The following is a 25,478-nucleotide window of genomic DNA, read 5'->3' as shown; positions in this document are numbered from 1 at the left end:
ACGAGGCGTCACTTGGTAAAGCCAAACTATTCATTTGAAAAACGTCAGCGCGAGCTGGCCAAGAAGAAACAACAAGACGCCAAGCAAGCGAAGAAAAAAGCAACGCGCGAGAATGTAAAGCCTGGTGATGGCCAACCGGATGTACCCGAAGGCCGTCGATGAATGTGCCTGAGATCGCCGGGCCGCAGATATGGGTCGACGGCGATGCATGTCCGGGCGCGATCAAGGAGATCCTGTTTCGCGCCGCGGACCGTGCACGCATCCATGTCACATTGATCGCCAATCACACGTTGTCGCGTCCGCCATCGCGCTACATCCAGGTGCTTACCGTACAGGGCGGATTGGATGAAGCAGATAATGAAATCGTGCGGCGGATGCAGCCCGGCGACCTTGTCGTCACGCAGGACATACCGCTGGCGGCGCGCGTGATCGACAAGGGTGGCGTGGCCATCCATCCGCGCGGTGAGCGCTACACGCCCGAGAACATGGCGGAGCGATTGTCCATGCGCAACTTCATGGAAGAGCTGCGCGGCGCCGGTGTTCGAACCGGCGGACCATCCGCCTTTCACGCGCGCGATCGGCAGGCCTTTGCCAATCAGCTCGATCGCTGGTTGCTGCAGCACGTCAAGCGCGCCGCGCCGCCAAACGATTGAAGAAGTCAGCGTAGAAACCGGGAATGGGCGCAGATAGGCCCGCCGGGGCGTCAATCCTTGCCGACGTTCCGTAGGACGATCGTGCGATCATGTGGCATGACCGCCTTCGACACGCTTCCGCTCAAACCCGCCTTGCTCGCCAGCGTCCAGACGCTTGGCTATGACGCGATGACGCCCATCCAGGCGCAAAGCCTTCCGCCCATGTTGGAAGGACGCGATGTGATCGCTCAAGCACAGACCGGCAGCGGCAAGACCGCGGCATTCGGATTGAGCCTGTTGCAATCCCTGAACGTAGACACTATCCGCTTGCAGGCGTTGGTGCTGTGCCCCACACGCGAACTGGCCGATCAGGTGAGCAAGGCCATTCGCAAGCTCGCCGCAAACATTCCCAACGTCAAGCTGCTGACCTTGTGCGGCGGCATGCCGCTGGGACCGCAACTGGCGTCGCTGACGCATGATCCGCACATCGTGGTCGGCACGCCCGGCCGCGTGCAGGAACACCTCAAGCGCGGGAGCCTGCATGGTGGTGGCATCAAGGTGCTGGTGCTGGACGAAGCCGACCGCATGCTGGACATGGGTTTCAGCGAAGCCATCGACGACATCGTGGGGCGCATTGCCAAGCATCATCAAACCCTGTTGTTTTCGGCCACGTATCCGGACGCCATCCGCGACGTCAGCCGGCGCGTGCAACGCAACCCGATCGAGATCACCGTCGAATCGCCAGCCCAGACAAAACCCGCGATCGAGCAGCAGTTCATCGAGGTTGAGCCTGCACACAAACTTGACGCACTGGCGCAACTGCTTACCGGTGAACGCGGCCAGCATGCGCTCGTGTTCTGCAACATGCGGCGCGATGTGGACGCCGTTGCGGACGAGCTCGATCGCCGCGGGTTCTCCGCGCTTGCGTTGCACGGGGACATGGAGCAACGCGATCGCGATGAAGTGCTGGTGCAGTTCGCAAACCGAAGCTGCGCCGTATTGGTGGCGACCGACGTGGCGGCACGCGGGCTGGACATCACCGCATTGCCGCTGGTGATCAGCTATGACGTGGCCCACGATCCCGATACGCATACCCATCGCATCGGCCGTACCGGTCGCGCCGGGCAAGCGGGCCTGGCCATCACGCTATGCACGCCACGCGAAAGGCCCAAGGCCCAAAACATCGAAGAGGTCCTCGCTCGGCCGCTCCCCTGGCATCCGCTGAAGTTGTCGGCGCCGCGCGGCAAGATGCTCAATCTTGCGCCGATGAAAACCTTGATCATCGACGCAGGTCGGCAAGATAAGCTGCGTCCTGGCGATATCCTCGGTGCACTGACGGGCGATGCGGGTCTGAAAGCCGACGATGTTGGCAAGATCGATGTGTTCGCCACGCGTGCTTACGTAGCGGTCAGTCGGTCGCTGGCAAACAGAGCGCTGGAGCGCTTGCGCGCCGGAAAGATCAAAGGGCGCAATCTGCGTATTCGCACACTCGGTTGACGTCGCGAGCGCGTGCGGCTACCTCATCGGCAGCCAGGAATCGGGCAAAGCGCCATTGCCGCCCAGGGCCGAGTATCTGTGGTGGTGTCAGTATTCTTCGTCACCGAGCGTGGCCGCATCGGCTACGAAAAATACCATCACGATTTCGCCAAGCTCATCTCGCAGCTCGCTTCGCCGAGGTGAAACTTTGATGACGCCACCTTCGAGCGCGGCGCGGCCGCGCGGGACAGCTCCGACCAGGTCGCCATCACCATCCACGACTACAGCTGGCGCCTGGAGGTGAAGCGAAATACGGTGCACTCGAAAAACGGTTGGCGCCGTCATCGACGCCGACCACCTTCGACCGGGATCGGGCGGGAGCCAACTTATGCACCGGATCCATCGTGCAGCACCCGCCGCGGCCAGTATGTCCATCGCACTGGCCGGCACGAGGGGATTCGCGCCCATTGGGCAATGTTGGATAGACCTACCCATGAGGAGCTTGAATCAAACGTGATGCGTCAATTTATTGGCGCATATAAATGACTTATTAAGCTTAGCGTTATTCAGGCGTCAATTTTTAATGCATTTGGAGCGTTCCAATATATAAATGGCATATTTTTAATCGATAGCGAGACAAAATGTTGCCTATGATATATTTAAAATACTCGGCGGTTTGATAAAATGTCGAAGTTGCAAGCAAAAATTAAAACAAATTAATGTTGCCATTTCACATAATTACTGTGATTGCGTTAACACTTTCTGTGTGATTCCCTCCATTAAAGTCGCCTCGGACTACCCTGATAAGCGACGTATTTGTTTTATCCGGGCATGTCCATCTGGACTTTTAAAAAGCCTGAGAAAATACAAGGGGATTCCAATGAAATACACGATGCCTGATTACATCAGGCCGCGCATGATTGCGGGCTTGTGCATGCTGGCTATGCTGTCCGTGCCTGCTGCCCAGGCGGGCACGGCCACTGCAAACCTCGCGGTTTCGTCGAACATCACGGCCAACTGCACCATCACGACGACGCCGGTGTCGTTCGGTGCTTATGATCCCATTTCGGCCAATGCGTCCACTCCTTTGACAGCAACTGGCGCGATCGACACAACCTGCACCAATGGCGCCTCGGCGACGGTTACCCTGGATCAAGGCACCAATCCGGGTTCGGGCTCAACCGCTGCGATTCCCTTGCGACGCATGGCGAACGGCGTCAATTACATGAGTTACGGCCTCTATAGCGATAGCGGCTATACCGATACTTTTGACGGTGTTACGGGTGTTTCGGTGACCGGCACAGGTACGCAGGTCGCCACGTCCGTATACGGCAGCATTCCTGCGGGTCAAAACCTTCCGACGGGTGCTTACGCCGATACCGTGGTAGCAACGGTTACGTTCTGACATGCGCCGTAGACATTTTGGCCGAGCCGTTGCTGGCTCGGCCTGTTTGCTCTTGTCCGGTGCCTTGTGGGCGGGATCGGTCGAGGTTTCGCCGGTCATTGCTTCATTGTCGGCCAATCATGCGATCGAGGCATTCACGGTTCGAAACGAGGGCCAGTTGCCCGTGACGGTCCAGGTCAGCCTGATGAAGTGGGACCAGGTGCAGGGCAAAGACGTTCTTACGCCCACCGAGGAACTGCTTTCCACGCCGCCATTGTTTAGTGTTGCGCCGGGGCAGTCGCAGATACTGCGCGTGGGCGCGATGCACGTAACGCCCCGCGATGGGGAAATCGCTTATCGCATGTTTCTCACCGAAGTTCCGCCGCCACCACAACCCGGTTTTCGCGGCCTGTCGGTAACGCTTCGATTGAGCATTCCGATTTTTATCGAGCCGGCCAAGACGCGGTCGCCGCAACTGGCCTGGCGCGTTATGCCCAGAGCGGATGGCGGTGCGCTTGTCGACGTGGCCAATAGCGGCACCATCCACGCGAAGATTCTCGCTTTTTCGTTGCGAGATAAAGAAAGCAAGGGTGTTGTACGTCAAGACACGTCACAGTACGTACTGGCGAACAATCATTCGCAGTGGAGCTTTGCGTCGTTTCAGGCCGTTCGTCCTGGTGATCACGTCGCGCTCGATGCTATGACGGATACCGGTGAGGTAACTGCAGACCTTGTGGTCCAGCCTCAATGATGGACTGCGTGAGTGCGCAGTGACGTGCGGCGAGCCATCGAGTGCGTCGATTCGCATGCGGCATGAGAAAGACTCGCTATCGAGAATCGGCGAAGTTGCGTGCGGCGCTCGCGGTTGCGATGGCGGCCGTGTTGTCGTTGCTCGTGAACCCGATCTTTGCGCAGGTCGATGGCTTCCCCGATTCGATCGGCATCTATCAGGACGGCACCCATGGTGTTTTTTTCATCGCAACCGGCGAGCCGGTTGCATATGACTTGACGGTGGACAGCGCTCCGGATCAATACGTGCTTTCCCTGCACGGAAAGCAGATCAGTGTGCTGATGAGAAAGGCGCTAATGCGAGCGGATTTGATGGCCGCAGGTGTCATCGAGTCGTTTGCGATTCTCGATGCCGATCACGTGGACGTGCTCCTGCGCGCACCACCGGAAGGGCTTGCGGCGAGGAGCGTTACGGGCACCCATGCCATGCTCCATTGCGTGTTGGTGGGAGCGGCGCATCAAGCGTTCCCGCGCGCGTGCCCAGCCGAAAAGACTCTTTCTCGCCAGGCCAAGCCCAATCAAGGGTTATACGAAATATTCGTCAACAACGAAGACGAGGGTGCGGCGGTGGTTCTCGTAAGCGGCGACGGACAGTATCTGTTCGACGCAAATGATCTTCAAAGCTGGCGGATTACGGATACGTTTTCCAACAATCTCCGCTATCTCCTCTACGCAGGAAAAAAATATATCGACCTGAGCGATGCGCTAGGTGTCACGGTCGCCGAAGACAGCAAAGCCTCGGCCATTCGCATCACCCTCAGCCCATCGGCGTTCGCAACGACTGTTCTGCACGTCAGCCGTACTGCGTCGGGCGATCCCACTCCTTCCAATTACGGCGCCTTTTTGAATTACAACGTTTCCGCCAGCTCGGCTCAGGCAGACACCAGTGGCGGCGCGCTGTTGGATATGAATGCCTTCGGCCCGGAAGGCAGCGTGTCGAATGACGTCATGTTTCGCTCGCATGTGGACGGTCCTTCCACTGTCCGTCTGGACACGTTCTTCGAGCACGACAACCCTGGCTCGGTCAGCACGTTTCGCGTGGGAGACAGTTTGACCGGAACGAGCGACTGGGCTTTGCCCGAACGCTTTGCGGGCGTGCAATGGGCGACGGATTTTTCAACGCGTCCGGATCTGGTCACTTTTCCGCTACAAAGTCTGGCAGGCACGGCGGCTGTGCCATCGACCATCGAGCTGTTCTTGAACCAGTCGTTGCTGCTGCGGCAAAACGTGCCCGAAGGCCCCTTCAGCATCCAGCAATTTCCGGTCATCACGGGAAATGGCGACCTTCGAATGACGGTGGTCAATGCGCTGGGCGAGCAGCAGACGATCGAGCAGCCGTTTTATGCCGACGCCAGCCTGCTGCGGCCTGGCATGCAGTCCTATTCCTATGAGGCAGGTTTTGAGCGACTCAACTATGGCCTGATCAGCAATGATTACGGGCCATTGCTTGCGTCCGCGACGGACCGCATCGGCATGACCGACAACTTCACCGCCGGCATTCACGGTGAATGGCGGCCCGGCATCGAGACGGCCGGCACCAGTATGTCCATGCTGCTTTCCACGTGGGGGGTACTGTCATCGTCCATGGCGGGCAGCCATAGTCCTGATGGCAGCGGCGGATTGTTTGAACTGGGCTTCGACCATCACGCTGCGTTCGTGGATGTCGGCTTTCGCGCCCAAGTGACGAGCAGGGATTTCACCCAGCTAGGATTGGCGCCAGGTGCGCTCGCGCCAAGCAGCATGCTCAGCGCCTATGTCGCGCTGTCCGTTGCGAAGGGAGGAACGCTGGCGTTCAACGTCACGCAGCAAAATCAGCGGCAGCAGCCCAGCCTCGGTGTCGCGGGAATGAGCTACAGCCAATCGCTCGGCGCCTATGGCTATATTCAGATGAGCATCATGCATACGCGGGGCGTGGACGGCGGCATGCTGATGGGCATGAATTACACCTGTCCTATCGGCGCACGTTCCAGTGCTGCGTTCGATGTGCAAAAGCAGGGCTCCAACATGCAGGAAACCGCACAATTCCAGCAGAACGCGCCCTATGGCAGCGGGCTCGGCTATCGATTGCTAGCGGGCTACGGTCCGGGCGATCGTGGCGAAGCGGACATGACCGACAATACGGATACCACCTCTTATTACCTTGCCGTGGCGAATACGAGCGGCGCCAATGCCTACCAGGCGAACGTGACCGGCAGTATTGCGCTGCTGGATGGTGAAATGCATTTCATCAGGCAGATTCCCGACAGCTTCGGTGTGGTTCGCGTACCCGGTTTTCCGGGTGTACGTGTTTATGAAGACAATCAACTGGTGGGAACCACGGACGCAAGCGGTGATGCGTTTGTGCCCAACCTGCGCTCCTATCAAGCCAACGCTATTGAGATCGAGCAGGCGGATCTTCCGCTGGATGTGGATGTATCGTCCACCAGCATGACCGCCATTCCCTATCGTCACGCCGGTCTCGTGCTTACATTTCCGGTGAAGCGGCTGGACAACACATCGTACGCGCTCGTGCAGGCCAATGGCGCGTTCGTTCCCGCCGGAAGCCAGGCGGTGTATGAAGGCAACACCTATCCCGTGGGTTTCAATGGGCTTGTGTATCTGCCAGCGCTGAAGCCTTCCGAGCCATTGAACGTCAGTTGGCCGACCGGCCACTGCGTCACAGACCTTTCCGAAGAACGCCATGAGAAAACACAAGACGTGCCACGGCTGGAGTGCCGCTAGGCGAGAACGAAAACAATGGCTTTTCATGCCGGCATTTATGGTGGCAGTGCTATACCTTTATCCGAGCGTCGCACCGGCACAATCCACCACCTGCTCGGCGACCACGACGGGCGTGAGTTTTGGAACATACGATCCGTTCGCGTCTGCACCATTGGATAGCACCGGCTCCGTTTCCGTTACCTGCTCGGCGAGTACCAGCTACATCGTCGCCTTGAGTGCGGGGCAGGGGAGTTTTGCGAGCCGGACCATGTCCAGCGGCGCACACCTCCTTGCCTACAACCTTTATACCGACACACTGCGAACGACCGTATGGGGCGATGGAAGCGGCTCAACCACAACGGTGCCAGGTAGTGGAACAAGTGCTTCCTACACGGTCTACGGAAGAGTGCCGGCACTGCAAAATGCCTACGTAGGCGCGTATTCCGATTCCATCATTGTCACGGTCAGCTTCTAAGGTAGCGGCGGGGCGACACGATCGATAGCACTTGCGTATTAGTCATACAATATGATTGCATGATATAGGACAGTTTTTTTCGCATATCTGCTGGAGGGTGTCCGGTGCGTCAACACGTTCGTGGTTGGATTCGCGCATTTTTTGCGCTAGGCGTCGTCGTCACGTTGAATGGCACCGCCGTGGCGCAGGCGCACAAGGTCGTCGCGCAGCGCCTGACGCCGCTGCTGCCGTCAGGGCCGGATCCCTGGGTGACCCAACGACATGGCGTGTACTACTTCACCAGTACCGAAGGCGACCGGATTTCGCTGCGCAAGACGACCGATATGACGCGTCTGGGCGAGGCGCGTCCCATCGTGGTTTGGCGTCCACCCGCGCAAGGACCCAATTCCGCATCGATCTGGGCGCCCGAATTGCATTACCTGGATGGCAAGTGGTTCCTGTATTACACCGGTGCCGATAAAGCGCATAACGATGATGCGCATCGCCATGTCTTCGTGCTGGAAAACGATTCACCCGATCCCACGCAGGGCACGTGGATCGACAAGGGCATGTTGAAAACGCACTACAACGGCATCGACGGCACGGTGTTCGACCACGCGGGCAAACGATACTTCGTGTACTCCGCCTACGTGGGTGATCACAGCGACCTGATCATTGCGCCGATGCCAACGCCGTGGACACTCGGCGAGCCGCAGGTGGATATCGCACAGCCCACCTACCGCTGGGAAATGCAAGGCGGCCGGAAAATCATGGAAGCGCCCGAATTCCTGCAGGGGCCGACGGGTCGGTTGTTCCTCACCTATTCGGCCAGCGCGTGCTGGTCGGACAGTTATGCGCTCGGTCTGTTGCAGGCCGAACCGTCCGCGGATTTGCTCAAACCATCGTCGTGGCACAAATCATCCGAGCCGGTGCTCACCAGTTCGCCGGCGCTTGGCGTCTACGCGCCCGGCCACAATGGCTTTTTCAAAACCCCCGATGGGCAGGATTGGATCATCTTCCACGCCAACGGCGGGCCCGACTGGAAATGCACACCGCGTCGCGCGCCCTACATCAAACCGTTCCATTGGAATGCGCAAGGTCGTCCGGTTTTTAAGGATGGCGCATAACTGACGCCTGCACGTGGACTATGGCCTGACGGCTGTCACTTCGATTTCCACGCGAAATCCCGGGTTCGCCAGCGCAGCCACCTGGATGGCCGAGCGCGCGGGCAGCTTGGGCTGATCCTTGGTGCCGAAGAACTGCGTGTAACCGGCCATGAAGCCAGCGAAATCCATGCGGCCGCCGTGCGCTTCATCGCCGACCAGGAACGCCTGCATCTTCACGATGTCGCCCATGTCCATGTGCATGCTTTGCAACTGCTTCTGGATGGCGGTGAGTGCGTCGATGGTTTGAGTCTTGGTGTCGCCATAGGCGGCAACCGAATCCTTGGCCGCTTTGGGATCGATCACGGGCGCCACCATGCCGCTGAGAAAAACGATGGACTTGCCTGCGGGCACTTCCACCGCGGCAGAGATCGGAAAGTTGCTATGGGGAAGTTTGTAGCGAACCACATCCTGGGCATGTGCGGCAAATGCAGCAAACAGCAGCGCCAGGGTGGCGATGGGGAGAATCTTCTGCATGGTGGATTCGCTCCGATGAAGGACGTAACGAGGATGCACGCCGGCGGGTTATCCCGCTGCATCCACCGGCCTGCGTGAGTGTAGTTGAGCACATCGGTGGTGGGCGTGTCCTGTGCGCAGGCTTTCACTGCATGCCATGCCACCAGGCGATCACCTCATCGGTAATGGCCTCGACTGACTTTGTCGCATCGACGGTCAACACTTGCGGTTCGCCCTCAGGCGATTGGAGATCATGAAACTGACTGCCTATCAGGGAGGCAGGCATGAAATGGCCGGTGCGATGCTGCGCACGTTCGGTGGCCTGCGCGGGTGTGAGCTCAAGGAACGCGAAGCCCAGATCAGGGATCGCTCTGCGCAGCGTGTCGCGATAGCGGTGCTTGAGCGCGGAACAGGTAAATACCACGCGTTCGGACTGGGATAGGCGATGGCTGACTTCTTGCGCAAGGCGTTCGAGCCATCCGTGCCGATCATCATCCGTCAACGGGATGCCAGCGCTCATCTTGCGGATGTTTTCCGGCGGATGAAAATCATCGCCTTCAATCAGGCTTGCGCTGGTGCGTTGGCTGATGGCGGCGGCGACGGTGGATTTGCCGCAACTGCTGACGCCCATGATGGCGATGGCATGCGTATTTGATGTCATCGCTCAATGATACGGGATGTGGCTCCCTCCTCCGTGCACGGGGAAGGGCTGGGGTGGGATTGCATGGCTTACCGTATCGCTTGAACTTGCCGCGGGATTGCTTCACCCCACCCTAACCCTCCCCTACTGTAGGGGAGGGGATAGCATCTGGCGCTTTTTACGCTGCGCGCGTCAGGCCACCATTTCTTCTTCTTCCACCACCGTCACCGGCAGGCGGATCAGATAATCGAACGCACTCAGCGCCGCTTTCGCACCTTCACCCATGGCGATCACGATCTGCTTGTACGGCGTGGTGGTGGCGTCGCCGGCAGCGAATACGCCCGGCACCGAGGTTTCCCCTCGCGCGTCCACTTCGATCTCGCCGCGTGGCGAAAGCTTCAGCGTGCCCTTCAACCAATCCGTGTTGGGCAAAAGGCCGATCTGCACGAACACGCCTTCCAATTCCACGCGCTGGCCCTGGCCGTTGCTGCGATCGGTGTAGGCCAGACCGGTGACTTTCTGGCCGTCACCTAGCACCTCTGTGGTTTGCGCGCTGACGATCACCTTTACATTGGGCAAGCTGCGCAGCTTGCGTTGCAGTACTTCATCTGCGCGCAGCTTGCTGTCGAATTCCAGCAGCGTGACATGTTCCACGATGCCGGCCAGATCGATCGCCGCTTCAACGCCGGAGTTACCGCCACCGATGACCGCCACACGCTTGCCCTTGAACAGCGGGCCATCGCAGTGCGGGCAATAGGTGACGCCCTTGTTGCGATAGTCCTGCTCACCCGGCACATTCATGTTGCGCCAGCGCGCACCGGTGGAAAGCACCACCGTCCTGGATTTCAACGATGCACCGTTGGCGAGGCGCACTTCGATCAGGCCGCCTTCTTCCGTGGCGGGAATCAACTGTTCGGCGCGCTGCAGGTTCATGACATCCACGTCGTATTCGCGCACGTGCTGTTCCAGCGAAGCGGCCAGCTTCGGGCCTTCCGTATAAGTGACCGAAATGAAATTCTCGATCGCCATCGTATCCAGCACCTGCCCGCCGAAGCGTTCACCCGCCATGCCGGTGCGGATGCCTTTGCGCGCGCTGTAGATGGCCGCCGCAGCGCCGGCCGGGCCGCCGCCCACGACCAGCACGTCGAACGGTGCCTTGGCGTTGAGCTTTTCCGCATCGCGCAGTGTGGCGTTGCTGTCCAGGCGCGCGGCGATCTGCTCGATCGTCATGCGGCCCTGGTCGAACGGCTGACCGTTGAGAAATACGGTAGGCACGGCCATCACCTGACGCTCGTCCACCTCATCCTGGAACAGCGCGCCATCGATGGCGATGTGCGTGATGTTCGGGTTGAGCACGCTCATCAGATTCAGCGCCTGTACCGTGTCCGGGCAGCTATGGCAGCTGAGCGACATGAACGTCTCGAACACGTACTCGCCTTCGAGATTGCGCACTTGTTCGATCACCTCCGGCGCCGTCTTGGATGGATGGCCGCCCACCTGCAGCAGCGCAAGCACCAGCGAGGTGAATTCATGGCCCATCGGAATACCGGCGAAGCGCACGCTCACGTCCGTGCCGGTGCGGTTGATCGCGAAGGATGGCTTGCGCGACTCCTGTCCGTTCGTGCGCAGCGACACCATCGAGGACAGCGATTGGATATCGCGCAGCAAGGCGAGCAATTCCTGCGAGGCAGCGCCCTCATCGACAGAGGCAACCAGCTCGATCGGATGGGTCACCTTTTCCAGATAGGCCCTGAGTTGTTCTTTCAGATCGTTGTCCAACATGCTGCGTCTCCATCAATGCTTGATTTGGAGCGAACGCTGCCAGCACCCGCTGAAACGTGGATGAGGAGGCGTCTGCTCAGGTAGAGGATGCGGGCCCGGCGGGAGGGGGGAGCCGGGCCCGCAGCGATTCCTGTTGCAGGAACCGCCAAAACGTAAAACTTAGATCTTGCCGACCAGATCCAGCGACGGCTTAAGCGTGGCGGCGCCTTCCTTCCACTTCGCCGGGCACACTTCACCCGGATGCGAAGCCACGTACTGGGCGGCCTTCACCTTGCGCAGCAGCTCCGAAGCGTCGCGGCCGATGCCGTTGTCGTGGATTTCGCACACCTTGATCTGGCCTTCCGGGTTGATCACGAAGGTGCCGCGCAGCGCCAGGCCTTCCTCTTCGATCATCACCTCGAAGTTGCGCGTGAGCGTGCCGGTCGGATCGCCCACCAGCGGGTACTGCACCTTCTTGATCGCGTCGGAGGTGTCGTGCCACGCCTTGTGCGAGAAATGCGTGTCGGTGGAAACACCATAGATCTCCACACCCAGCTTCTGGAATTCGGCGTAATGGTCGGCCAGGTCTTCCAGCTCGGTGGGGCAAACGAAGGTGAAATCGGCGGGGTAGAACACGACCACCGACCACTTGCCCTTCAGCGCGGCGTCGGTCACTTCGACGAACTGGCCATTCTTGTATGCGGTGGCCTTGAACGGTTTGACTGCGGTGTTGATCAACGACATCTGTTTCTTCCGTTGGTTGAGTTATGGGTAGAGGTGCAAAGATAGAGAAGCTCGATCGAAAGAGCCAATTGATTGTTGGGATGAACGCCATTTACCGAGCCTATCGTTCGGCGATGGCTCCCAGCGACTGGCGCCACATAAGGGTTAGCCAGGGTGCTTTCAAACACCGCGCTACGGCAGCATGCCGTCGCCGGAGGCGGGTAAGCGCAGATGGAGTCTCACGTGGGGAAGTGAGGAACAGTGTGTGACGGTAGCACGTGGGCTATTCATTGCCCGTCAAGACGAGCTGCGCCATGCGTGTCCGTGCACGCGACGTGGATCGAGCGACGACACGCCATGCACGATTCGGATTGCCTAATGGTGCCAACTCGGCCATTGCGGATCGATCCCGTTCAATGCATGACGTGTCCCAGTGGTTGCACCTAATTGCGCGCGGCTCGCTCGGCCTGTCATGTCTTTGCGCCGACGTTGTCGCGCACATTGCCGCGCGGCATGCGTCGGCGCCAAGGAAGTGATGTCAACGCATATGGTCATGGAACATGTCGAGATCCCAGCCGGACCGGATATCCGTGATTACGCGGCCATCGGCAACTGCCGTGGCGTCGCATTGGTACATAAGGAAGGCCGCGTGGACTGGTGCGCGCTGGAGCGTTTCGACGCCGCGCCGGTGTGCTTGCGCCTGCTGGACGATCGTATTGGCGGCTACCTGGATACCCGTCCGACGGATGCGTTCGTTGCCACGCGTCGTTACGTCCCTGATACCAATGTACTCGAAACAACGCTTGCCACGACATCGGGCGTGGCGAGAGTGATCGACTTCATGCCGCTTGGCCGCGAGCCGGGAGCGGCGTCCGACGACTTCGTCACTGTCCACGCGCTGGCGTGGCTGGTGCGTGTCATCGATGCCGTCGAAGGCGATATCGAGTTTGAGCTGGACGTCTTGCCCAGCACGCAATGGGCACTCCGAGCGCCGCAGGTGCACCGCGTCGAGCAAGGCATCGCCTGGGAGCGCGGTGCCTTGCTTTGCGATCGGCCGATCGGCATGCGCGGCACGCATGCCAGCGGCGTTATCCGGCTCCGCGCCGGCGAGCGCATGCGCGTGGTACTCATGGCCGGCAAGAGCCCCGCGCCGTCGGCCGTGCTGGCCAGCGTGGATCGGCTGCTGGATATCACGCTCGCCTACTGGAATGCGTGGATCAGCCGCTGCGGTTACAAGGGGCCTTATGTTGCCGCTGTTCAACGCAGCGCACTGGCGTTGAAACTTCTTACCTATGCGCCGAGCGGCGCCATCATTGCCGCGGCCACCACATCGCTGCCGGAAACCCTGGGTGGTGGACGCAACTGGGATTACCGGCTGAGCTGGGTGCGCGATTCCACCCTGACGCTGTTCGCGCTTTCCGCGCTGGGCTATCACGACGAACCCGAAGCATTTCGTCAGTTTCTGTTCGATCACGGTGTTGGCGAGATTTTCCCCACGCAGATCGTCTACGGCATCCGGGGCGAGGTGAATCTGGACGAACGCGAACTTACACATCTTCGCGGCTACTGTGGCAGTCATCCGGTGCGCGTGGGTAACGCTGCCCATCGGCAGCGTCAGTTCGATGTGTATGGTGACGTGATGGATTGGCTTACGTTGCGCCGGGAACTTGGCGGCTCGCTGTCACCATCGGAACTCACGATATTGCGGCGCACGGCCGATTACGTTGCCGAGCATTGGACCGAGCCAGGGCAGGGTTTTTGGGAGGAGCGCGATAAGCCGGAGCAATTCGTCTACGGCAATATGATGTGCTGGGTTGCGCTCGATCGTGCACAGGAACTCCTGGATTGTCGCGATTACGAAGGCGTGATGAGCACCATGGTGCAGGACATTCATCGCCACGGCATTGCGCCTGAAGGCTACCTGCGCAAGTGCTACGAACACGACACCATCGACGCGGTGGCGTTGCGGGCGCCCATCATCGATTTCCCCCTGCCGACTGGCTGCTTGCAGGCAACCATTGACGAGGTGATGGCGAAGTTGGTCACGCCAGGGGGCGTGTATCGGTACAAAGGTGGCGACGGCCTCGATGGCGATGAAGGTACTTTCGTGGCGTGCGGGTTCTGGCTGGTGGATGCACTGCTGTTTACCGGCAAGACGGCGCAGGCGAAGGAATGGTTCGAGACCATGCTTCGGCAATCGAACGACGTGGGTCTTTATGCAGAGGAAATCGATGCGGAAAATAACCGTTTCCTGGGCAATTTCCCGCAGGGTCTTTCGCACTTGGCGCTCATCCATAGCGCGACCTTGCTCGACATCGTCGAACACGATGGCACCGAGGCGCTGCGAGGCACGCACGCCGATCGCGTACAGCACGCACGGAGGATGATGGCCGAGGCGGCGAGGGAAACGCCGCAGTCGATCATCGATGCGAGGGATTGGGTGTTGGATGCCGCGGCGTTGGGATTGAGTGGCGTGGTTTCGGAAAAGAGTCCGCGAGAAGGACATGCCTAGCGCGGTATTCGATTCTTCCTCAGCGTCATTCCGGGCTTCGTTCGCCGGAATGACGCTGAGGTAAAGATTTAACTTCGCTAACTACTACTCAGCTTCACAGCAACTTCTCTTTATCAAACAGTGGCCGCTGCTGGCGCGTACGCGCCAACACCAACGCCGTCAACGCACCAGCACCCCACAATAGCGCGCGCCGGTTGGACGTCAGCCACCATTGCACGCTCGACGCTTTCGCCCGCGCATCGAAGCGCCCGTGCGTACCGTAATCCACGGGGACTGCCTCGAACAGATTGCCCGGACGTTCCTCCGGCACAGGCTGCTTGTCGATTTGTTCACTGTAGGCACCGCGCGCCAGCACGCGGTCGAGCAGCGAAGGAAACCATTTATTGGCGAGGATGGCCTTGACCGCGGGAAAGCCCACGCACACCTCGCGGCGGCGGTGATGCGCGGCCCAATGCACGCCTTTGCCTGCCAACTCCGGCTGAAAAATCGGCGGTACGGGTTGTGGACGTCCATCCAGTCGGTTGCGTGCCCATTCGAATTGCGGTGTGTTGAAGGCTGACAGCTGCACCATGGTCACATGCACCTTGCTGCGATCGTGGATCAGTTCCACGCGCAGCGCGTCGGTAAAGCCGCGAATCGCGAATTTCGACGCGCAATACGGCGCCTGCAAAGGAATGGCACGATAAGCCAACGCCGAGCCGACCTGAACGATGCAACCTCGATTGCGTTGACGCATGCGCTTGAGCGCCGACAACGTGCCATGCACCGTGCCTAGATAGGTCACTTCCGTAGCGCGGCGAAATTCTTCTGCGGTGATCTCGCTAACCGGTGCGAATACGGTGGCCATCGCTGCATTGATCCAAATGTCGATGGCGCCCAGTTCCCGCTCCACACGTTCGGCGGCGGCTTCCACTTGCGCGGCATCGGCTACGTCCACGGCGATGGGCAATGCCACGCCACCGCGTTCGCGCACTTCTTCGGCGGCTTGTTCCAGCGCAGGGCTCTCACGCGCCAGCAAGGCAATCCATGCGCCATCGCGCGCAAAACGGTGTGCGCTTGCACGGCCCACGCCCGCCGAGGCACCGGTAATCACGACGACTTCAGGTTTTTTCTTCATGCTCGCTCACCCGCATAAGCTACGGTGGAAAGGAGTGCGAGGGCGGACTGGCGCGAGTCCAGGCGCGTGTGTTGCACCACGATCGGCACATCCGATTCGATCACTGTTGCGTAGTCGGTATCGCGCGGGACCGGTTCCGGGTCGGAAAGATCATTGAAGCGCAGATGCAGCGTGCGGCGGGCGGGCACAACGGCGCGATACGGGCCCGCCGGCTCGCGATCTTTGAAATAGATCGTCAGCGTGACGTGCGCATCGCGCTCCTGGGTATTGAGCAGGCAAGCGGCCTCGTGGCTCATCAGGCGTGGATCGTCCTTGGGCACGTCATCAAGCGGCAGGTAGCCCTCGGCAATGGCCCAGCAGCGGCTGCCAACGGAATGGGAACTCGTCATGCTGCGCTCCCGCCATGCTTGAACAAGGCAAGACCGGCGTCGGCGTCGTAGTCTTTGTGCAGGCGTACGGGTGCTTCGGTCATTACGATCTCCATGGTTGATTTCACGCGGCCTTCCAGCAGGCGTGCGTCGACGGTGGAGCCGTCGCCATTGCCGAGCACCGCGCGTATATGGATGCGCGGCCTGCCGTTATGCAACGCGATATCGCCGACCAGCGATACGATCTGAGTTGGCTGATCGAGCGCATCGCGCCGATAACTTTGCTTTTCGGATTCGAAATAACCCAGTACGGCATCGTGCAGCGTGCCGATGGCAGTGAAGCGGGTGGCGCTCAGCACTTCGCGACGGGCGAAATCCTGCAGACAGGTATTTACCTCATCACCGGCGTCCAGCACGATGGACCATGTGCGCGATCCTTGACCATGGCGAATAAGCTGATGATGCATGGCTGACCTCCTCAGGAAGCTACGCGGTACTCTTCGATATCCTGCTTTTTCAATATCAGGCCAAGGCCGGCGCGATCGACGTCGACCACGAGCGCGCCCTTACGCAGCTGCGGCAAACCGTCGAAGAACATCGATTCGATGCGCGCGTGATCGTGGAAATATTCCAGATGCCTGAGTCCGGGGACGGCGCAGCACACATGCGCGTGAAGATGCGGTGCGCAATGCGCGGAAATAGGTATGCCATGCGCCTGCGCTACCGAGGCAGCCTGCATGAAACCGGTGAAGCCGCCGCAGCGCGTGCCGTCGATCTGCAACACATCCACCGCGCCAGCATCGAGCATGCGGTTGAAATACCAGGTGTCCCAGCCATATTCGCCCGCCGCGACATCCATATGACGCAAGTGATTGCGCACCAGCGCCAAGCCTTGCAGATCGTCCGAGGAGACCGGTTCTTCGAACCAATCGACGTTGCACTCTGCGAATGTGTCGGCCAGCGTCAACGCTTGCTTGCGTGTATAGGCGCCATTGGCGTCCACCATCAGCGGTGCATGTTCGCCGATGGCCTCGCGCGCTGCGAACACGCGCCTGGCATCCTGATCGGGATGCGTACCCACTTTCATTTTCACGCGCGCGATGCCTTGTTCGACATAGCCGGCGAGTTGGGTTTGCAACTGATCGATCGTGTAGGAGGTAAAGCCGCCGCTACCGTAGACCGGCACGCGTTCTCGCGCGCACCCCAGCAGGGTTGTTACGGAAACTCCCAGCAATTTGGCTTTGAGATCCCACAGTGCGTGATCCACCGCTGACATCGCCATCCATCCGACACCGGGGCAGCCGATGTTGCGCAGGCTGCGGCGCATGGCCTCCCACAGCTGCGGGATATCCATCGGATCCGCGCCGTTGAGGACGTTGCTTAGCGGCTTGGCAATCAACGACGCGGCAGCGGCGTGCGTGTAGGTGTATCCAAGCCCTTGGTAGTCATCGCAGCGAAGGGTGGCGATGACGATGGTGGTGGAATCCCAGCTTATGGTGCCGTCGGCTTCGGGGGCATCGGTGGGCACCGTATAGGCCGTCGCGTCGACGCGATCGATGCGGGCGGTGGTGCCGGTCACGGGTGGTGTTCCTCGCCTGGGCGGTGGGTGTGCGTGGTGAGGCGCATGAGTGATGGTGGTGGGGTGCGCTATGGCGTTTCATCGTGCGCGGGGGGCGGTGAATGGGGTGCGGTGGTTGTGTGGAGTGAATGTGTTGATTTGTTGGTTGCGCGTGATGGTTTTTTTTGTGGGTGCGGATTGCCTGCGGGGCTTTCGGTCGCGGAGCGACTGCGGTTTTTTGCTGGCTTAAAGAGTTGTTGGGGATTGCCTGCGGCGCTTTCGGTCCTTTAGGGTCCGAAAGCGCCGCAGGCAAATGTCACGTATCTGCGCGCAACCAGCGCCGCAGGCAATGTCGCAACGACACGAAATGCACAGACATGCCTCACATCAGAGCGCATTTACCCCGAAAAAAAACATAGCCATCAAAGGGGAACGCACCCCACAGAGAAAGAAGACAAAACACAGCGAGACGCGCTCACTCCCGTGCCGCAAGCACTTTATTCACCCTCAACGCAATCAGCGTACACGCCACGCCCGAGAGCAAATACACACTCACCGCCACCAACCCGAAGCGCGCCGACAACCCCAGCGCCACCAGTGGCGCAAATGCAGCGCCGATCAGCCACGCAAAATCCGTCGTCAACGCCGCACCCGTATAGCGCATGCGGATTTCAAAGTTCGATGTCACGCTACCGGCCGCCTGTCCGTACGACAAGCCAAGCAGTCCGAAACCAAGAACGATGAACACATCCTGCGCAACCTTGCCGCCACCGAGCAGCCACGGCGCGAACAGCGCGAAGATGCCGATCAACACTGCAGCGGAGCCCAACATCGTGCGCCGCCCGATGCGGTCGGCGATGATGCCGGAGGCGATGGTGCCGATGATGCCGACCAGCGCGCCGACCACCTGGACCGCAAGCACGTTGCTGACGGCCTGGGTTGTGCCGAGCACGATCCACGACAGCGGAAAAATCGAAACCAGGTGGAATAGCGCATAACTGGCCAGCGAGGCGAAAGCGCCGAGGAAGATGTTGTAGCCCTGGCGGTGCAGCATGTCGATGATGCCGATGGGTTCGAGCTCGCGCTCTTCCATGGCGCGGGTGTATTCCTGGGTTACCACCAGGCGCAGGCGTGCGAACAGCGCCACGACGTTGATGGTGAAGGCGACGTAGAAGGGATAGCGCCAGCCCCAATCGAGGAAATCATCCGTGGCCAGCTGCGTGTACAAAAACAGGAACAGGCCGCTGGCGATCAGGAAGCCGATCGGCGCACTGAGCTGGCCCAGCATGGAATACCAGCCACGGCGCTCCGGTGGCGTGTTGAGCGCGAGCAGAGAGGGCAGGCCATCCCATGAACCACCCAACGCGATGCCTTGCAAGAGGCGGAAGAATGTCAAAAGACCAATCGCCCATCCACCAATGGTGTTGTACGAAGGCAGGAATGCCATGCCGGCGGTGGTGCTGCCGAGCAGAAACATGGCGATGGTGAGTTTATGTCCGCGGCTCCAGCGCCGCTGCGCTGTCATGAACAGCGTGGTGCCGAATGGGCGCGCGATGAAAGCGAGCGACAAGAGCGCGAACGACAGCAACATGCCGTCCAGCCGGCTTTCGAAGGGAAAGAATACCGAGGGAAACACCAGCACACAGGCGATGCCGAATACGAAGAAATCGAAGTATTCGGCGGTGCGCCCGACGATGACGCCGATGGCGATTTCGCCGGGGGCTATTCGGGCGTGGGCTTGAATGCGCCCGAGGTCTTCCGGGGTAAAGCCGGCTGGTTCGCGCTGATCCTCAAACGTACTGGACATCGTCGTTGCTCGGATAGGGAGGGTGCGGCAGGTACAGCATGGCACCGTTGTGGCGCCAAGGCTAGGGAGGTATGGATCAATTTTCCGTTCTTGGACCGATGCGTCGGGGTCCACCCATCAGGGGTGGGAAATGGAAAAACACCTTTGTAAACACAAAGCATTCATGCTGTTGCGCGGCATTATTTCGTGATCATGACCGGTTCCGACGATCTCTTCCGCCGAGGCGACATGCCACGTTACTGTCGAGTCCGATACTCAAAACCATTTGCGTGCCGGCGGTCGATCGGCGTACCTTGTCCGCACAGCAGTACCCCCTCTCATTCGGTTGCGTCGGTCATGTCCATGAAGACTCTCCGCGGACTGCTACTGCTAGCCCTGCCCATGGCACTGTCGGGCTGCCATACGGTATTGATGTCGCCGAACGGTGACGTCGCACTGCAACAGCGCAACCTGATCATCATCTCGTTCGTCCTGATGTTGCTGATCGTGGTGCCGGTGCTCATCGCTACGCTCGTGTTCGCCTGGCGCTACCGGGAATCCAATCAGAAGGCCGCCTACGATCCGGATTGGGATCACTCCACCATCATCGAGTTGATGATCTGGTCGGCGCCCTTGCTGATCATCATTGCGCTGGGCGCGATCACGTGGGTCAGCACGCACAAGCTCGATCCGTATCGTCCACTCGATCGCGTGTCAGCCGGCAAGGTGGTGCCAGCAGATGTCAAACCGTTGGAAGTGGATGTGGTCGCCCTCGACTGGAAGTGGTTGTTCATCTACCCCGAGCAGAACCTCGCTGTCGTGAACGAGCTGGCGGCACCGGTGGATCGTCCGATCCATTTCAATCTCACTGCCTCGACGGTGATGAATTCGTTCTTCGTTCCATCATTGGCCGGCCAGATCTATGCGATGCCTGGGATGCAGACCACGCTGCAGGCGGTGATGAACAAGCCGGGCGATTATTGGGGCTTTTCCGCCAACTACAGTGGCGCGGGTTTCTCGTACATGAACTTCGTGTTCAAGGGCATGAGCGAGGACGATTTCAACAAGTGGGTGGCGAAGGCCAAGGCCAGCGGTGACGCGCTCGATCAAGCGACATACACGAAACTCGAAGCGCCCAGCCAGAAAGATCCGGTGCATTACTACGGCAGCGTAACGCCCGGCCTTTATCAAGCCATTCTCAACCGCTGTGTCCAGCCCGGCCCTTCATGCATGAACATGCTGCGCATGTCGCAACCCGACAGTGGCGGCGGCGAAGCTGCCGCATCGCCTGACAGCCACGCGGCCATGCCGATGGCCCATCCACAGTGAACGGGGTGCCGCGATGACTTTCCAAAATCCCGACCTCGCCAAGCTGGTTTTCGGACGCCTGACTCTTGGGGACATCCCTTATGACGAGCCCATTCTGGTCTATACCTTCATCGGTGTGGCCATTGGCGCGATCGTGCTGCTGGGACTGATCACCTACTACCACAAGTGGGGCTATCTCTGGCGCGAATGGTTCACCAGCGTGGACCACAAGAAGATCGGCATCATGTACATCGTGCTGGCGATGGTAATGCTGCTGCGCGGTTTCTCCGATGCGCTGATGATGCGCGCGCAGCAGGCCATCGCCTTCGGTCCGCATGAAGGCTACCTGCCTGCCGCGCACTACGATCAGGTCTTCACCGCGCACGGCACGATCATGATCTTCTTCGTCGCCATGCCATTCATCACCGGCTTGATCAATTTCGTCATGCCGCTGCAGATCGGCTCGCGCGATGTCGCCTTCCCCTTTCTCAACAACTTCAGTTTCTGGATGACCGTGTCCGGTGCGCTGCTGGTCATGACGTCGCTCTTCATCGGCGTCTTTGCGCGCACCGGCTGGCTGGCCTATCCGCCCTTGTCGGAACTGCCGACCAGTCCTGATAGCGGCGTAGATTACTGGATATGGGGGCTGCAGGTCGCAGGTGTCGGCACCACCTTGTCGGGCATCAACATGATTGCCACCATCGTGAAGATGCGTGCACCGGGCATGACCATGATGAAGATGCCGATCTTCACCTGGACAGCATTGCTGGCGAACGTGCTGATCGTTGCGGCGTTCCCGGTGTTGACCGCCACGCTGGCCTTGCTGGCGCTGGATCGCTATGCGGGCACGCACTTTTTCACCAACGATCTTGGCGGCAACTACATGATGTACGTCAACCTGATCTGGGTGTGGGGACACCCGGAGGTGTACATCCTGGTGCTGCCGGCGTTCGGCGTGTACTCCGAGGTTACGTCCACGTTCTCGCGCAAGCGGCTGTTCGGTTACGCGTCGATGGTGTACGCCACGGTGGTGATTGCGGTGCTGTCCTACCTGGTGTGGCTGCACCACTTTTTCACCATGGGTTCGGGCGCGAGCGTCAACTCGTTCTTTGGCATCACCACGATGATCATCTCCATTCCAACGGGTGCGAAGATCTTCAATTGGATGTTCACCATGTACCGCGGGCGCATCGTGTATGACGTGCCGATGTTGTGGGTGGTGGCGTTCATTGTGACCTTCGTCATCGGCGGCATGACCGGCGTGCTGCTGGCGGTTCCGCCAGCCGATTTCGAGCTGCACAACAGCCTGTTCCTGATCGCGCATTTCCACAACGTGATCATCGGCGGCGTGCTGTTCGGCATGTTCGCCGGCGTCAATTACTGGTTCCCCAAGGCGTTCGGATTTCGCCTCGATGCGTTCTGGGGCAAGGTCTCGTTCTGGTTCTGGGTGGTCGGTTTCTATTTCGCCTTCATGCCGCTGTATTGGCTGGGTCTGATGGGCGTGACGCGGCGACTGCGCCATTTCGACGATCCATCGCTGAAGATCTGGTTCGAAGTCGCTGCGTTCGGTGCGGTGCTGATTTTCATCGGCATTGCGGCCATGATCGTGCAGATCGCGGTGAGCATCATCCGCCGCGAGCAACTGCGCGATACCACCGGCGATCCATGGCATGGGCGGACGCTGGAGTGGTCCACCTCCTCGCCACCGCCACCGTACAACTTTGCCTTTACCCCGAAGGTATATGACATCGATACATGGTGGGAGATGAAGCGGCACCACTGGCGCAGGCCGGTGGAAGGCTTTCTGCCGATTCATATGCCAAAGAACACCGGCACTGGCGTGTACCTCGCCGCGCTGAGCTTTATCTTCGGCTTCGCGATGGTCTGGTACATGTGGCCGCTGGCGATCATTTCGTTCGTGGCCTTGCTGGCGGTGGCCATCCATCACACCTTCAATTACAACCGGGATTACTACATCCCCGCAGACGAGGTGGCCCGCACTGAAGCGGTCCGCGCGGGAGCCTGACCGCCATGTCCGATATGACCATGACTGTAAGCGGTGGCAGTGGTGCAGACCAGGCGCTCACCTTCCACGTGACCGAAGCGGACCATCCGGAAAACGCGACACTGCTGGGTTTCTGGCTGTACCTGATGAGTGACTGCCTGATCTTCGCATGCTTGTTCGCGACGTACGGCGTGCTTGGCCGTGAATACGCGGGCGGCCCTTCGGCAAGGGAAGTGCTGGAGCTGCCGACCGTGGCGATAAACACCACGCTGTTGCTGTTCTCCTCCATCACCTACGGTTTTGCGGTGCTGGAAATGCAGCACAATCGGCGCGGCCCGATGATGGCCTGGTTGATCGTGACGTGGCTGCTTGGCGCGGGTTTTATCGGACTGGAGCTGACCGAGTTCATGCACCTGGTATCGATTGGCGCCGGTCCGCAGCGCAGCGCGTTTCTTTCTTCGTTCTTCACCCTGGTCGGCACGCACGGTTTGCACGTGACGAGCGGCTTGATATGGATGATCGTGCTGATGGTGCAGGTGGGCAAGAAGGGCCTGACTCCCGCCAACAAACGTCGATTGATGTGCCTGTCGATGTTCTGGCACTTCCTTGATGTGGTGTGGGTGGGCGTTTTCAGTTTCGTCTATCTCATGGGAGTGCTGGCATGAGCGACCACGCCACCCATAACGCGCATGACGATGGCCATCACGAACACGCGCATGATGGCGTAGAGGATATCCACGTCACGCTCAAAGGCTACGCCACCGGCTTCTGCGCGGCGGCGCTGCTCACCATCTTGCCGTTCTGGCTGGTGATGTCGGGGGCGTTCTCGAAAACCGGCCCGGCGGACGCCTTCATCCTGCTGCTGGCGGCGATCCAGATCATCGTGCACATGGTGTATTTCCTGCATCTGAATTCGAAATCGCAAGGCGGCTGGAACATGCTGGCGCTCGTCTTCACCATCGTGCTGGTGGTGATCACGCTGAGCGGTTCGATCTGGATCATGTATCACCTCAACCAGAACATGATGCCGTCGATGATGAGGGATGTGCATAATTTGCCGTAAGCGCTAAAAACTCTCTCTTCTCCCGGTGAGAGGGTTGGGGTGGAGGCAGCCTCGCCTCAACGCATACGTTAACGTTTTGCTTCATTCCAGCCTCCTCTGGCATGACGCTTTAATGCTTGAGACATTTTGAAGCGCCTTGCACCCCTGCGAGTCGTGCGATCATTTGCGCATGCCTCCCCAAGACATCACTTCCTATGATCGCCCCCGCGCGCCTCGCGGCCCGGCAGCGCTGACCTTGCTTGCCCTGCTGGGGCTGGCCCTCTTTATCGGCTTGGTTTTGCTCGGCAACTGGCAAGTCCATCGCCTCGCGTGGAAACGCGCACTCATCACGCGCGTGGACACACGCGTACATGCACCGCCCGTCGCCCCGCCGCCGCGCGCGCAGTGGCCGGGCGTGACGGCTGAAAAGGACGAATACCTGCACGTTCGCCTAAGCGGCGTGTTCCTGCATGATCGCCAGACACTCGTATGGACGGCCACCGACGAAGGCAGCGGCTATTGGGTGATGACGCCGTTGCGCATGGCCGATGGTTCCATCGTGTTGGTCAATCGCGGTTTCGCACCGACCGATTGGTGCGGCCATGACGGGCATTGCGCGGCGGGTCCAGGCGGTGATGTCACGGTGACGGGCTTGGTGCGTATGTCCGAGCCATCGGGCTTCCTGCGCCATAACGATCCGGCGCATAACAGCTGGTACACGCGCGATGTATCGGCCATCGCCGCCGCGCGTGGCCTGCAGGATGTGGCGCCCTATTTCGTCGATGCCGATGCCGGACAGAATCAAGGTGCGCGATGGCCGGAAGGCGGCATGACGGTCATCCAGTTTCCGAACAACCACCTCAGTTACCTGATCACCTGGTACCTGCTGGCCCTGATGGTGCTTGGCGCCAGTGTCTACGTGGGCTACGACGAATATCGCATGCGCCGCGCCAGGTAGTGTCAGTTGCGCGGCGCGTTGCTGCCGAAGAAGGTGGCGGTGAAGATCGTGCTGAGCACCGCTTCGGTGGAGGTGTCGGGCATTTGATCGGGCATGCTCATGTTGAAGTAGAGCATGCCGTCGATCAGCGCCATCATCGCCAGGGCCAGGTCGCCGGCCGCTGCCGGCAGCGGCGTCTGCATGCGGCGACAGAACTGCTCGATGAAGTAGGCGATGACATCGCGCTTTTCCAGGCATAACGCGTTCATGCGCTGGCGGAATTTGGCATCGCGCACCGCGTGCAGCCGCGCTTCGGACCACAGCACGTAGCTGGTGTGATCGCGATAGGCCTGGCTGTAGAACTGCGCAAGTTGCTGTTGCAGGTCTTCCACGGAGAGATCCGCTTCGAGCAATTGCTGCAGGTCCTGCTGGATGTCGGCGTGGTCGCGCTTGAGCAGCTCGACGAACAGGTCTGACTTGCTCTTGAAGTTCGAATAAAACGCGCCGCGGGTGTAGCCGGCGTGGCCGGCGATGTCCTCCACGCTGGTGGCGGGCAGCCCTTTCTTGGCAATGACGACAGCCGCCGCGTCCAGCAGGCGCAGGCGGGTCTGTTCGCGGCTTTCTTCCCGGGTCAATCGTTTGCGTGGCATGCGGCATGGTACCACGA

The 25,478-nt window shown here is 59.9% G+C and carries 24 protein-coding genes; 14 read left to right on the top strand and 10 right to left on the bottom strand.

The annotated features are described in order from the left end of the window. Positions 1-12: 12 nt before the first annotated feature. The 8 genes from DWU98_RS22110 (at position 13) to DWU98_RS18590 (ending at position 8,562) form a co-directional block, all read left to right on the top strand. A complete protein-coding gene (locus DWU98_RS22110; RefSeq protein WP_196239538.1) occupies positions 13-162 on the top strand; it encodes a hypothetical protein in 150 nt (49 codons plus the stop codon). Continuing rightward, positions 159-653 (top strand): YaiI/YqxD family protein, encoded by a 495-nt coding sequence (locus tag DWU98_RS18625; protein ID WP_115497075.1) that lies wholly within the window; start codon positions 159-161, stop codon positions 651-653. Before DWU98_RS22110 ends, DWU98_RS18625 begins: the two co-directional genes overlap by 4 nt. 96 nt (positions 654-749) lie before the next feature. Further along, positions 750-2,129, top strand: a complete 1,380-nt coding sequence (gene dbpA / locus DWU98_RS18620) for an ATP-dependent RNA helicase DbpA (protein WP_115497074.1) — start codon at positions 750-752, stop codon at positions 2,127-2,129. 859 nt (positions 2,130-2,988) lie between these two features. After that, a complete protein-coding gene (locus tag DWU98_RS18610) occupies positions 2,989-3,513 on the top strand; it encodes a Csu type fimbrial protein (RefSeq protein ID WP_115497073.1) in 525 nt (174 codons plus the stop codon). 1 nt (position 3,514) lies between these two features. Beyond that, positions 3,515-4,243, top strand: coding sequence for a fimbrial biogenesis chaperone (locus tag DWU98_RS18605; protein ID WP_115497072.1), 729 nt, complete (start codon positions 3,515-3,517; stop codon positions 4,241-4,243). Positions 4,244-4,305: 62 nt separating this feature from the next. Further along, positions 4,306-7,002, top strand: a complete 2,697-nt coding sequence (locus DWU98_RS18600) for a fimbria/pilus outer membrane usher protein (protein ID WP_115497071.1) — start codon at positions 4,306-4,308, stop codon at positions 7,000-7,002. Positions 7,003-7,027: 25 nt separating this feature from the next. After that, entirely contained in the window at positions 7,028-7,456 is a 429-nt protein-coding gene (locus DWU98_RS18595; protein WP_115497070.1) for a Csu type fimbrial protein, read from the top strand. 104 nt (positions 7,457-7,560) lie between these two features. Beyond that, positions 7,561-8,562, top strand: coding sequence for a glycoside hydrolase family 43 protein (locus DWU98_RS18590; protein WP_230474934.1), 1,002 nt, complete (start codon positions 7,561-7,563; stop codon positions 8,560-8,562). 18 nt (positions 8,563-8,580) lie between these two features. Here DWU98_RS18590 and DWU98_RS18585 read toward each other — a convergent pair whose 3' ends face one another. The 4 genes from DWU98_RS18585 to ahpC all read right to left on the bottom strand — a co-directional run bounded on the left by DWU98_RS18585 (position 8,581) and on the right by ahpC (position 12,199). Further along, positions 8,581-9,075 (bottom strand): RidA family protein, encoded by a 495-nt coding sequence (locus DWU98_RS18585; RefSeq protein WP_115497069.1) that lies wholly within the window; start codon positions 9,073-9,075, stop codon positions 8,581-8,583. A 124-nt stretch (positions 9,076-9,199) separates the two neighbouring features. Further along, a complete protein-coding gene (locus DWU98_RS18580) occupies positions 9,200-9,715 on the bottom strand; it encodes a gluconokinase (RefSeq protein WP_115497068.1) in 516 nt (171 codons plus the stop codon). Between the two features lie 171 nt (positions 9,716-9,886). After that, positions 9,887-11,476: an alkyl hydroperoxide reductase subunit F gene (gene ahpF / locus DWU98_RS18575; protein ID WP_115497067.1), complete on the bottom strand. Its 1,590-nt coding sequence runs from the start codon at positions 11,474-11,476 to the stop codon at positions 9,887-9,889. Positions 11,477-11,635: 159 nt separating this feature from the next. Continuing rightward, the gene (gene ahpC / locus DWU98_RS18570) at positions 11,636-12,199 is read right to left on the bottom strand and encodes an alkyl hydroperoxide reductase subunit C (protein WP_115497066.1); all 564 of its coding nucleotides are present in this window, start codon (positions 12,197-12,199) and stop codon (positions 11,636-11,638) included. Between the two features lie 532 nt (positions 12,200-12,731). Between ahpC and DWU98_RS18565 the strand changes: the two genes are divergently transcribed. Next, positions 12,732-14,690: a glycoside hydrolase family 15 protein gene (locus DWU98_RS18565; RefSeq protein ID WP_158545114.1), complete on the top strand. Its 1,959-nt coding sequence runs from the start codon at positions 12,732-12,734 to the stop codon at positions 14,688-14,690. Between the two features lie 94 nt (positions 14,691-14,784). Here DWU98_RS18565 and DWU98_RS18560 read toward each other — a convergent pair whose 3' ends face one another. The 5 genes from DWU98_RS18560 to DWU98_RS18540 form a co-directional block, all read right to left on the bottom strand. After that, positions 14,785-15,807: an SDR family oxidoreductase gene (locus DWU98_RS18560; protein ID WP_115497064.1), complete on the bottom strand. Its 1,023-nt coding sequence runs from the start codon at positions 15,805-15,807 to the stop codon at positions 14,785-14,787. Beyond that, a complete protein-coding gene (locus DWU98_RS18555; protein ID WP_115497063.1) occupies positions 15,804-16,196 on the bottom strand; it encodes a sensory rhodopsin transducer in 393 nt (130 codons plus the stop codon). Before DWU98_RS18555 ends, DWU98_RS18560 begins: the two co-directional genes overlap by 4 nt. Next, positions 16,193-16,642 (bottom strand): PPC domain-containing DNA-binding protein, encoded by a 450-nt coding sequence (locus DWU98_RS18550; RefSeq protein WP_115497062.1) that lies wholly within the window; start codon positions 16,640-16,642, stop codon positions 16,193-16,195. Before DWU98_RS18550 ends, DWU98_RS18555 begins: the two co-directional genes overlap by 4 nt. 11 nt (positions 16,643-16,653) lie before the next feature. Further along, positions 16,654-17,754, bottom strand: a complete 1,101-nt coding sequence (locus tag DWU98_RS18545) for an enolase C-terminal domain-like protein (protein WP_115497061.1) — start codon at positions 17,752-17,754, stop codon at positions 16,654-16,656. A 454-nt stretch (positions 17,755-18,208) separates the two neighbouring features. Continuing rightward, positions 18,209-19,540, bottom strand: coding sequence for an MFS transporter (locus tag DWU98_RS18540; RefSeq protein WP_115497060.1), 1,332 nt, complete (start codon positions 19,538-19,540; stop codon positions 18,209-18,211). A gap of 342 nt (positions 19,541-19,882) precedes the next feature. Here DWU98_RS18540 and cyoA point away from each other — a divergent pair, with 342 nt between their 5' ends. The 5 genes from cyoA to DWU98_RS18515 all read left to right on the top strand — a co-directional run bounded on the left by cyoA (position 19,883) and on the right by DWU98_RS18515 (position 24,832). Continuing rightward, positions 19,883-20,848 carry a ubiquinol oxidase subunit II gene (gene cyoA, locus DWU98_RS18535; RefSeq protein WP_115497059.1) on the top strand — a complete coding sequence of 322 codons (966 nt, stop codon included), beginning with the start codon at positions 19,883-19,885 and terminating at the stop codon, positions 20,846-20,848. 13 nt (positions 20,849-20,861) lie between these two features. Continuing rightward, positions 20,862-22,853, top strand: coding sequence for a cytochrome o ubiquinol oxidase subunit I (gene cyoB, locus DWU98_RS18530; RefSeq protein WP_115497058.1), 1,992 nt, complete (start codon positions 20,862-20,864; stop codon positions 22,851-22,853). A 20-nt stretch (positions 22,854-22,873) separates the two neighbouring features. After that, positions 22,874-23,497 (top strand): cytochrome o ubiquinol oxidase subunit III, encoded by a 624-nt coding sequence (cyoC, locus tag DWU98_RS18525; RefSeq protein WP_425480247.1) that lies wholly within the window; start codon positions 22,874-22,876, stop codon positions 23,495-23,497. After that, a complete protein-coding gene (cyoD, locus tag DWU98_RS18520; protein ID WP_115497056.1) occupies positions 23,494-23,895 on the top strand; it encodes a cytochrome o ubiquinol oxidase subunit IV in 402 nt (133 codons plus the stop codon). Before cyoC ends, cyoD begins: the two co-directional genes overlap by 4 nt. Positions 23,896-24,064: 169 nt before the next feature. After that, on the top strand, positions 24,065-24,832 hold the full coding sequence (locus DWU98_RS18515; RefSeq protein ID WP_115497055.1) for an SURF1 family protein: 768 nt from the start codon (positions 24,065-24,067) through the stop codon (positions 24,830-24,832). Between the two features lie 2 nt (positions 24,833-24,834). Here the strand turns inward: DWU98_RS18515 and DWU98_RS18510 are convergent, their stop codons facing one another. Beyond that, a complete protein-coding gene (locus DWU98_RS18510; protein ID WP_115497054.1) occupies positions 24,835-25,461 on the bottom strand; it encodes a TetR/AcrR family transcriptional regulator in 627 nt (208 codons plus the stop codon). Positions 25,462-25,478: the final 17 nt, after the last annotated feature.

This window comes from Dyella monticola, from assembly GCF_003363155.1.
GTDB classification, from domain to species: Bacteria; Pseudomonadota; Gammaproteobacteria; order Xanthomonadales; family Rhodanobacteraceae; genus Dyella_B; species Dyella_B monticola.
This window is presented reverse-complemented; position numbering and strand designations above follow the sequence as displayed.

What these genes read in the sequence shown, in the direction of transcription:
- DWU98_RS18625 (WP_115497075.1), top strand. Translation starts at nt 159, where the DNA reads ATGAATGTGCCTGAGATCGCCGGGCCGCAGATATGGGTCGACGGCGAT.
- dbpA (WP_115497074.1), top strand. Translation starts at nt 750, where the DNA reads ATGACCGCCTTCGACACGCTTCCGCTCAAACCCGCCTTGCTCGCCAGC.
- DWU98_RS18610 (WP_115497073.1), top strand. Translation starts at nt 2,989, where the DNA reads ATGAAATACACGATGCCTGATTACATCAGGCCGCGCATGATTGCGGGC.
- DWU98_RS18605 (WP_115497072.1), top strand. Translation starts at nt 3,515, where the DNA reads ATGCGCCGTAGACATTTTGGCCGAGCCGTTGCTGGCTCGGCCTGTTTG.
- DWU98_RS18600 (WP_115497071.1), top strand. Translation starts at nt 4,306, where the DNA reads ATGAGAAAGACTCGCTATCGAGAATCGGCGAAGTTGCGTGCGGCGCTC.
- DWU98_RS18595 (WP_115497070.1), top strand. Translation starts at nt 7,028, where the DNA reads ATGCCGGCATTTATGGTGGCAGTGCTATACCTTTATCCGAGCGTCGCA.
- DWU98_RS18585 (WP_115497069.1), bottom strand. Translation starts at nt 9,075, where the DNA reads ATGCAGAAGATTCTCCCCATCGCCACCCTGGCGCTGCTGTTTGCTGCA.
- DWU98_RS18580 (WP_115497068.1), bottom strand. Translation starts at nt 9,715, where the DNA reads ATGACATCAAATACGCATGCCATCGCCATCATGGGCGTCAGCAGTTGC.
- ahpF (WP_115497067.1), bottom strand. Translation starts at nt 11,476, where the DNA reads ATGTTGGACAACGATCTGAAAGAACAACTCAGGGCCTATCTGGAAAAG.
- ahpC (WP_115497066.1), bottom strand. Translation starts at nt 12,199, where the DNA reads ATGTCGTTGATCAACACCGCAGTCAAACCGTTCAAGGCCACCGCATAC.
- DWU98_RS18565 (WP_158545114.1), top strand. Translation starts at nt 12,732, where the DNA reads ATGGAACATGTCGAGATCCCAGCCGGACCGGATATCCGTGATTACGCG.
- DWU98_RS18560 (WP_115497064.1), bottom strand. Translation starts at nt 15,807, where the DNA reads ATGAAGAAAAAACCTGAAGTCGTCGTGATTACCGGTGCCTCGGCGGGC.
- DWU98_RS18555 (WP_115497063.1), bottom strand. Translation starts at nt 16,196, where the DNA reads ATGACGAGTTCCCATTCCGTTGGCAGCCGCTGCTGGGCCATTGCCGAG.
- DWU98_RS18550 (WP_115497062.1), bottom strand. Translation starts at nt 16,642, where the DNA reads ATGCATCATCAGCTTATTCGCCATGGTCAAGGATCGCGCACATGGTCC.
- DWU98_RS18540 (WP_115497060.1), bottom strand. Translation starts at nt 19,540, where the DNA reads ATGTCCAGTACGTTTGAGGATCAGCGCGAACCAGCCGGCTTTACCCCG.
- cyoA (WP_115497059.1), top strand. Translation starts at nt 19,883, where the DNA reads ATGAAGACTCTCCGCGGACTGCTACTGCTAGCCCTGCCCATGGCACTG.
- cyoB (WP_115497058.1), top strand. Translation starts at nt 20,862, where the DNA reads ATGACTTTCCAAAATCCCGACCTCGCCAAGCTGGTTTTCGGACGCCTG.
- cyoC (WP_425480247.1), top strand. Translation starts at nt 22,874, where the DNA reads ATGACTGTAAGCGGTGGCAGTGGTGCAGACCAGGCGCTCACCTTCCAC.
- cyoD (WP_115497056.1), top strand. Translation starts at nt 23,494, where the DNA reads ATGAGCGACCACGCCACCCATAACGCGCATGACGATGGCCATCACGAA.
- DWU98_RS18515 (WP_115497055.1), top strand. Translation starts at nt 24,065, where the DNA reads ATGCCTCCCCAAGACATCACTTCCTATGATCGCCCCCGCGCGCCTCGC.
- DWU98_RS18510 (WP_115497054.1), bottom strand. Translation starts at nt 25,461, where the DNA reads ATGCCACGCAAACGATTGACCCGGGAAGAAAGCCGCGAACAGACCCGC.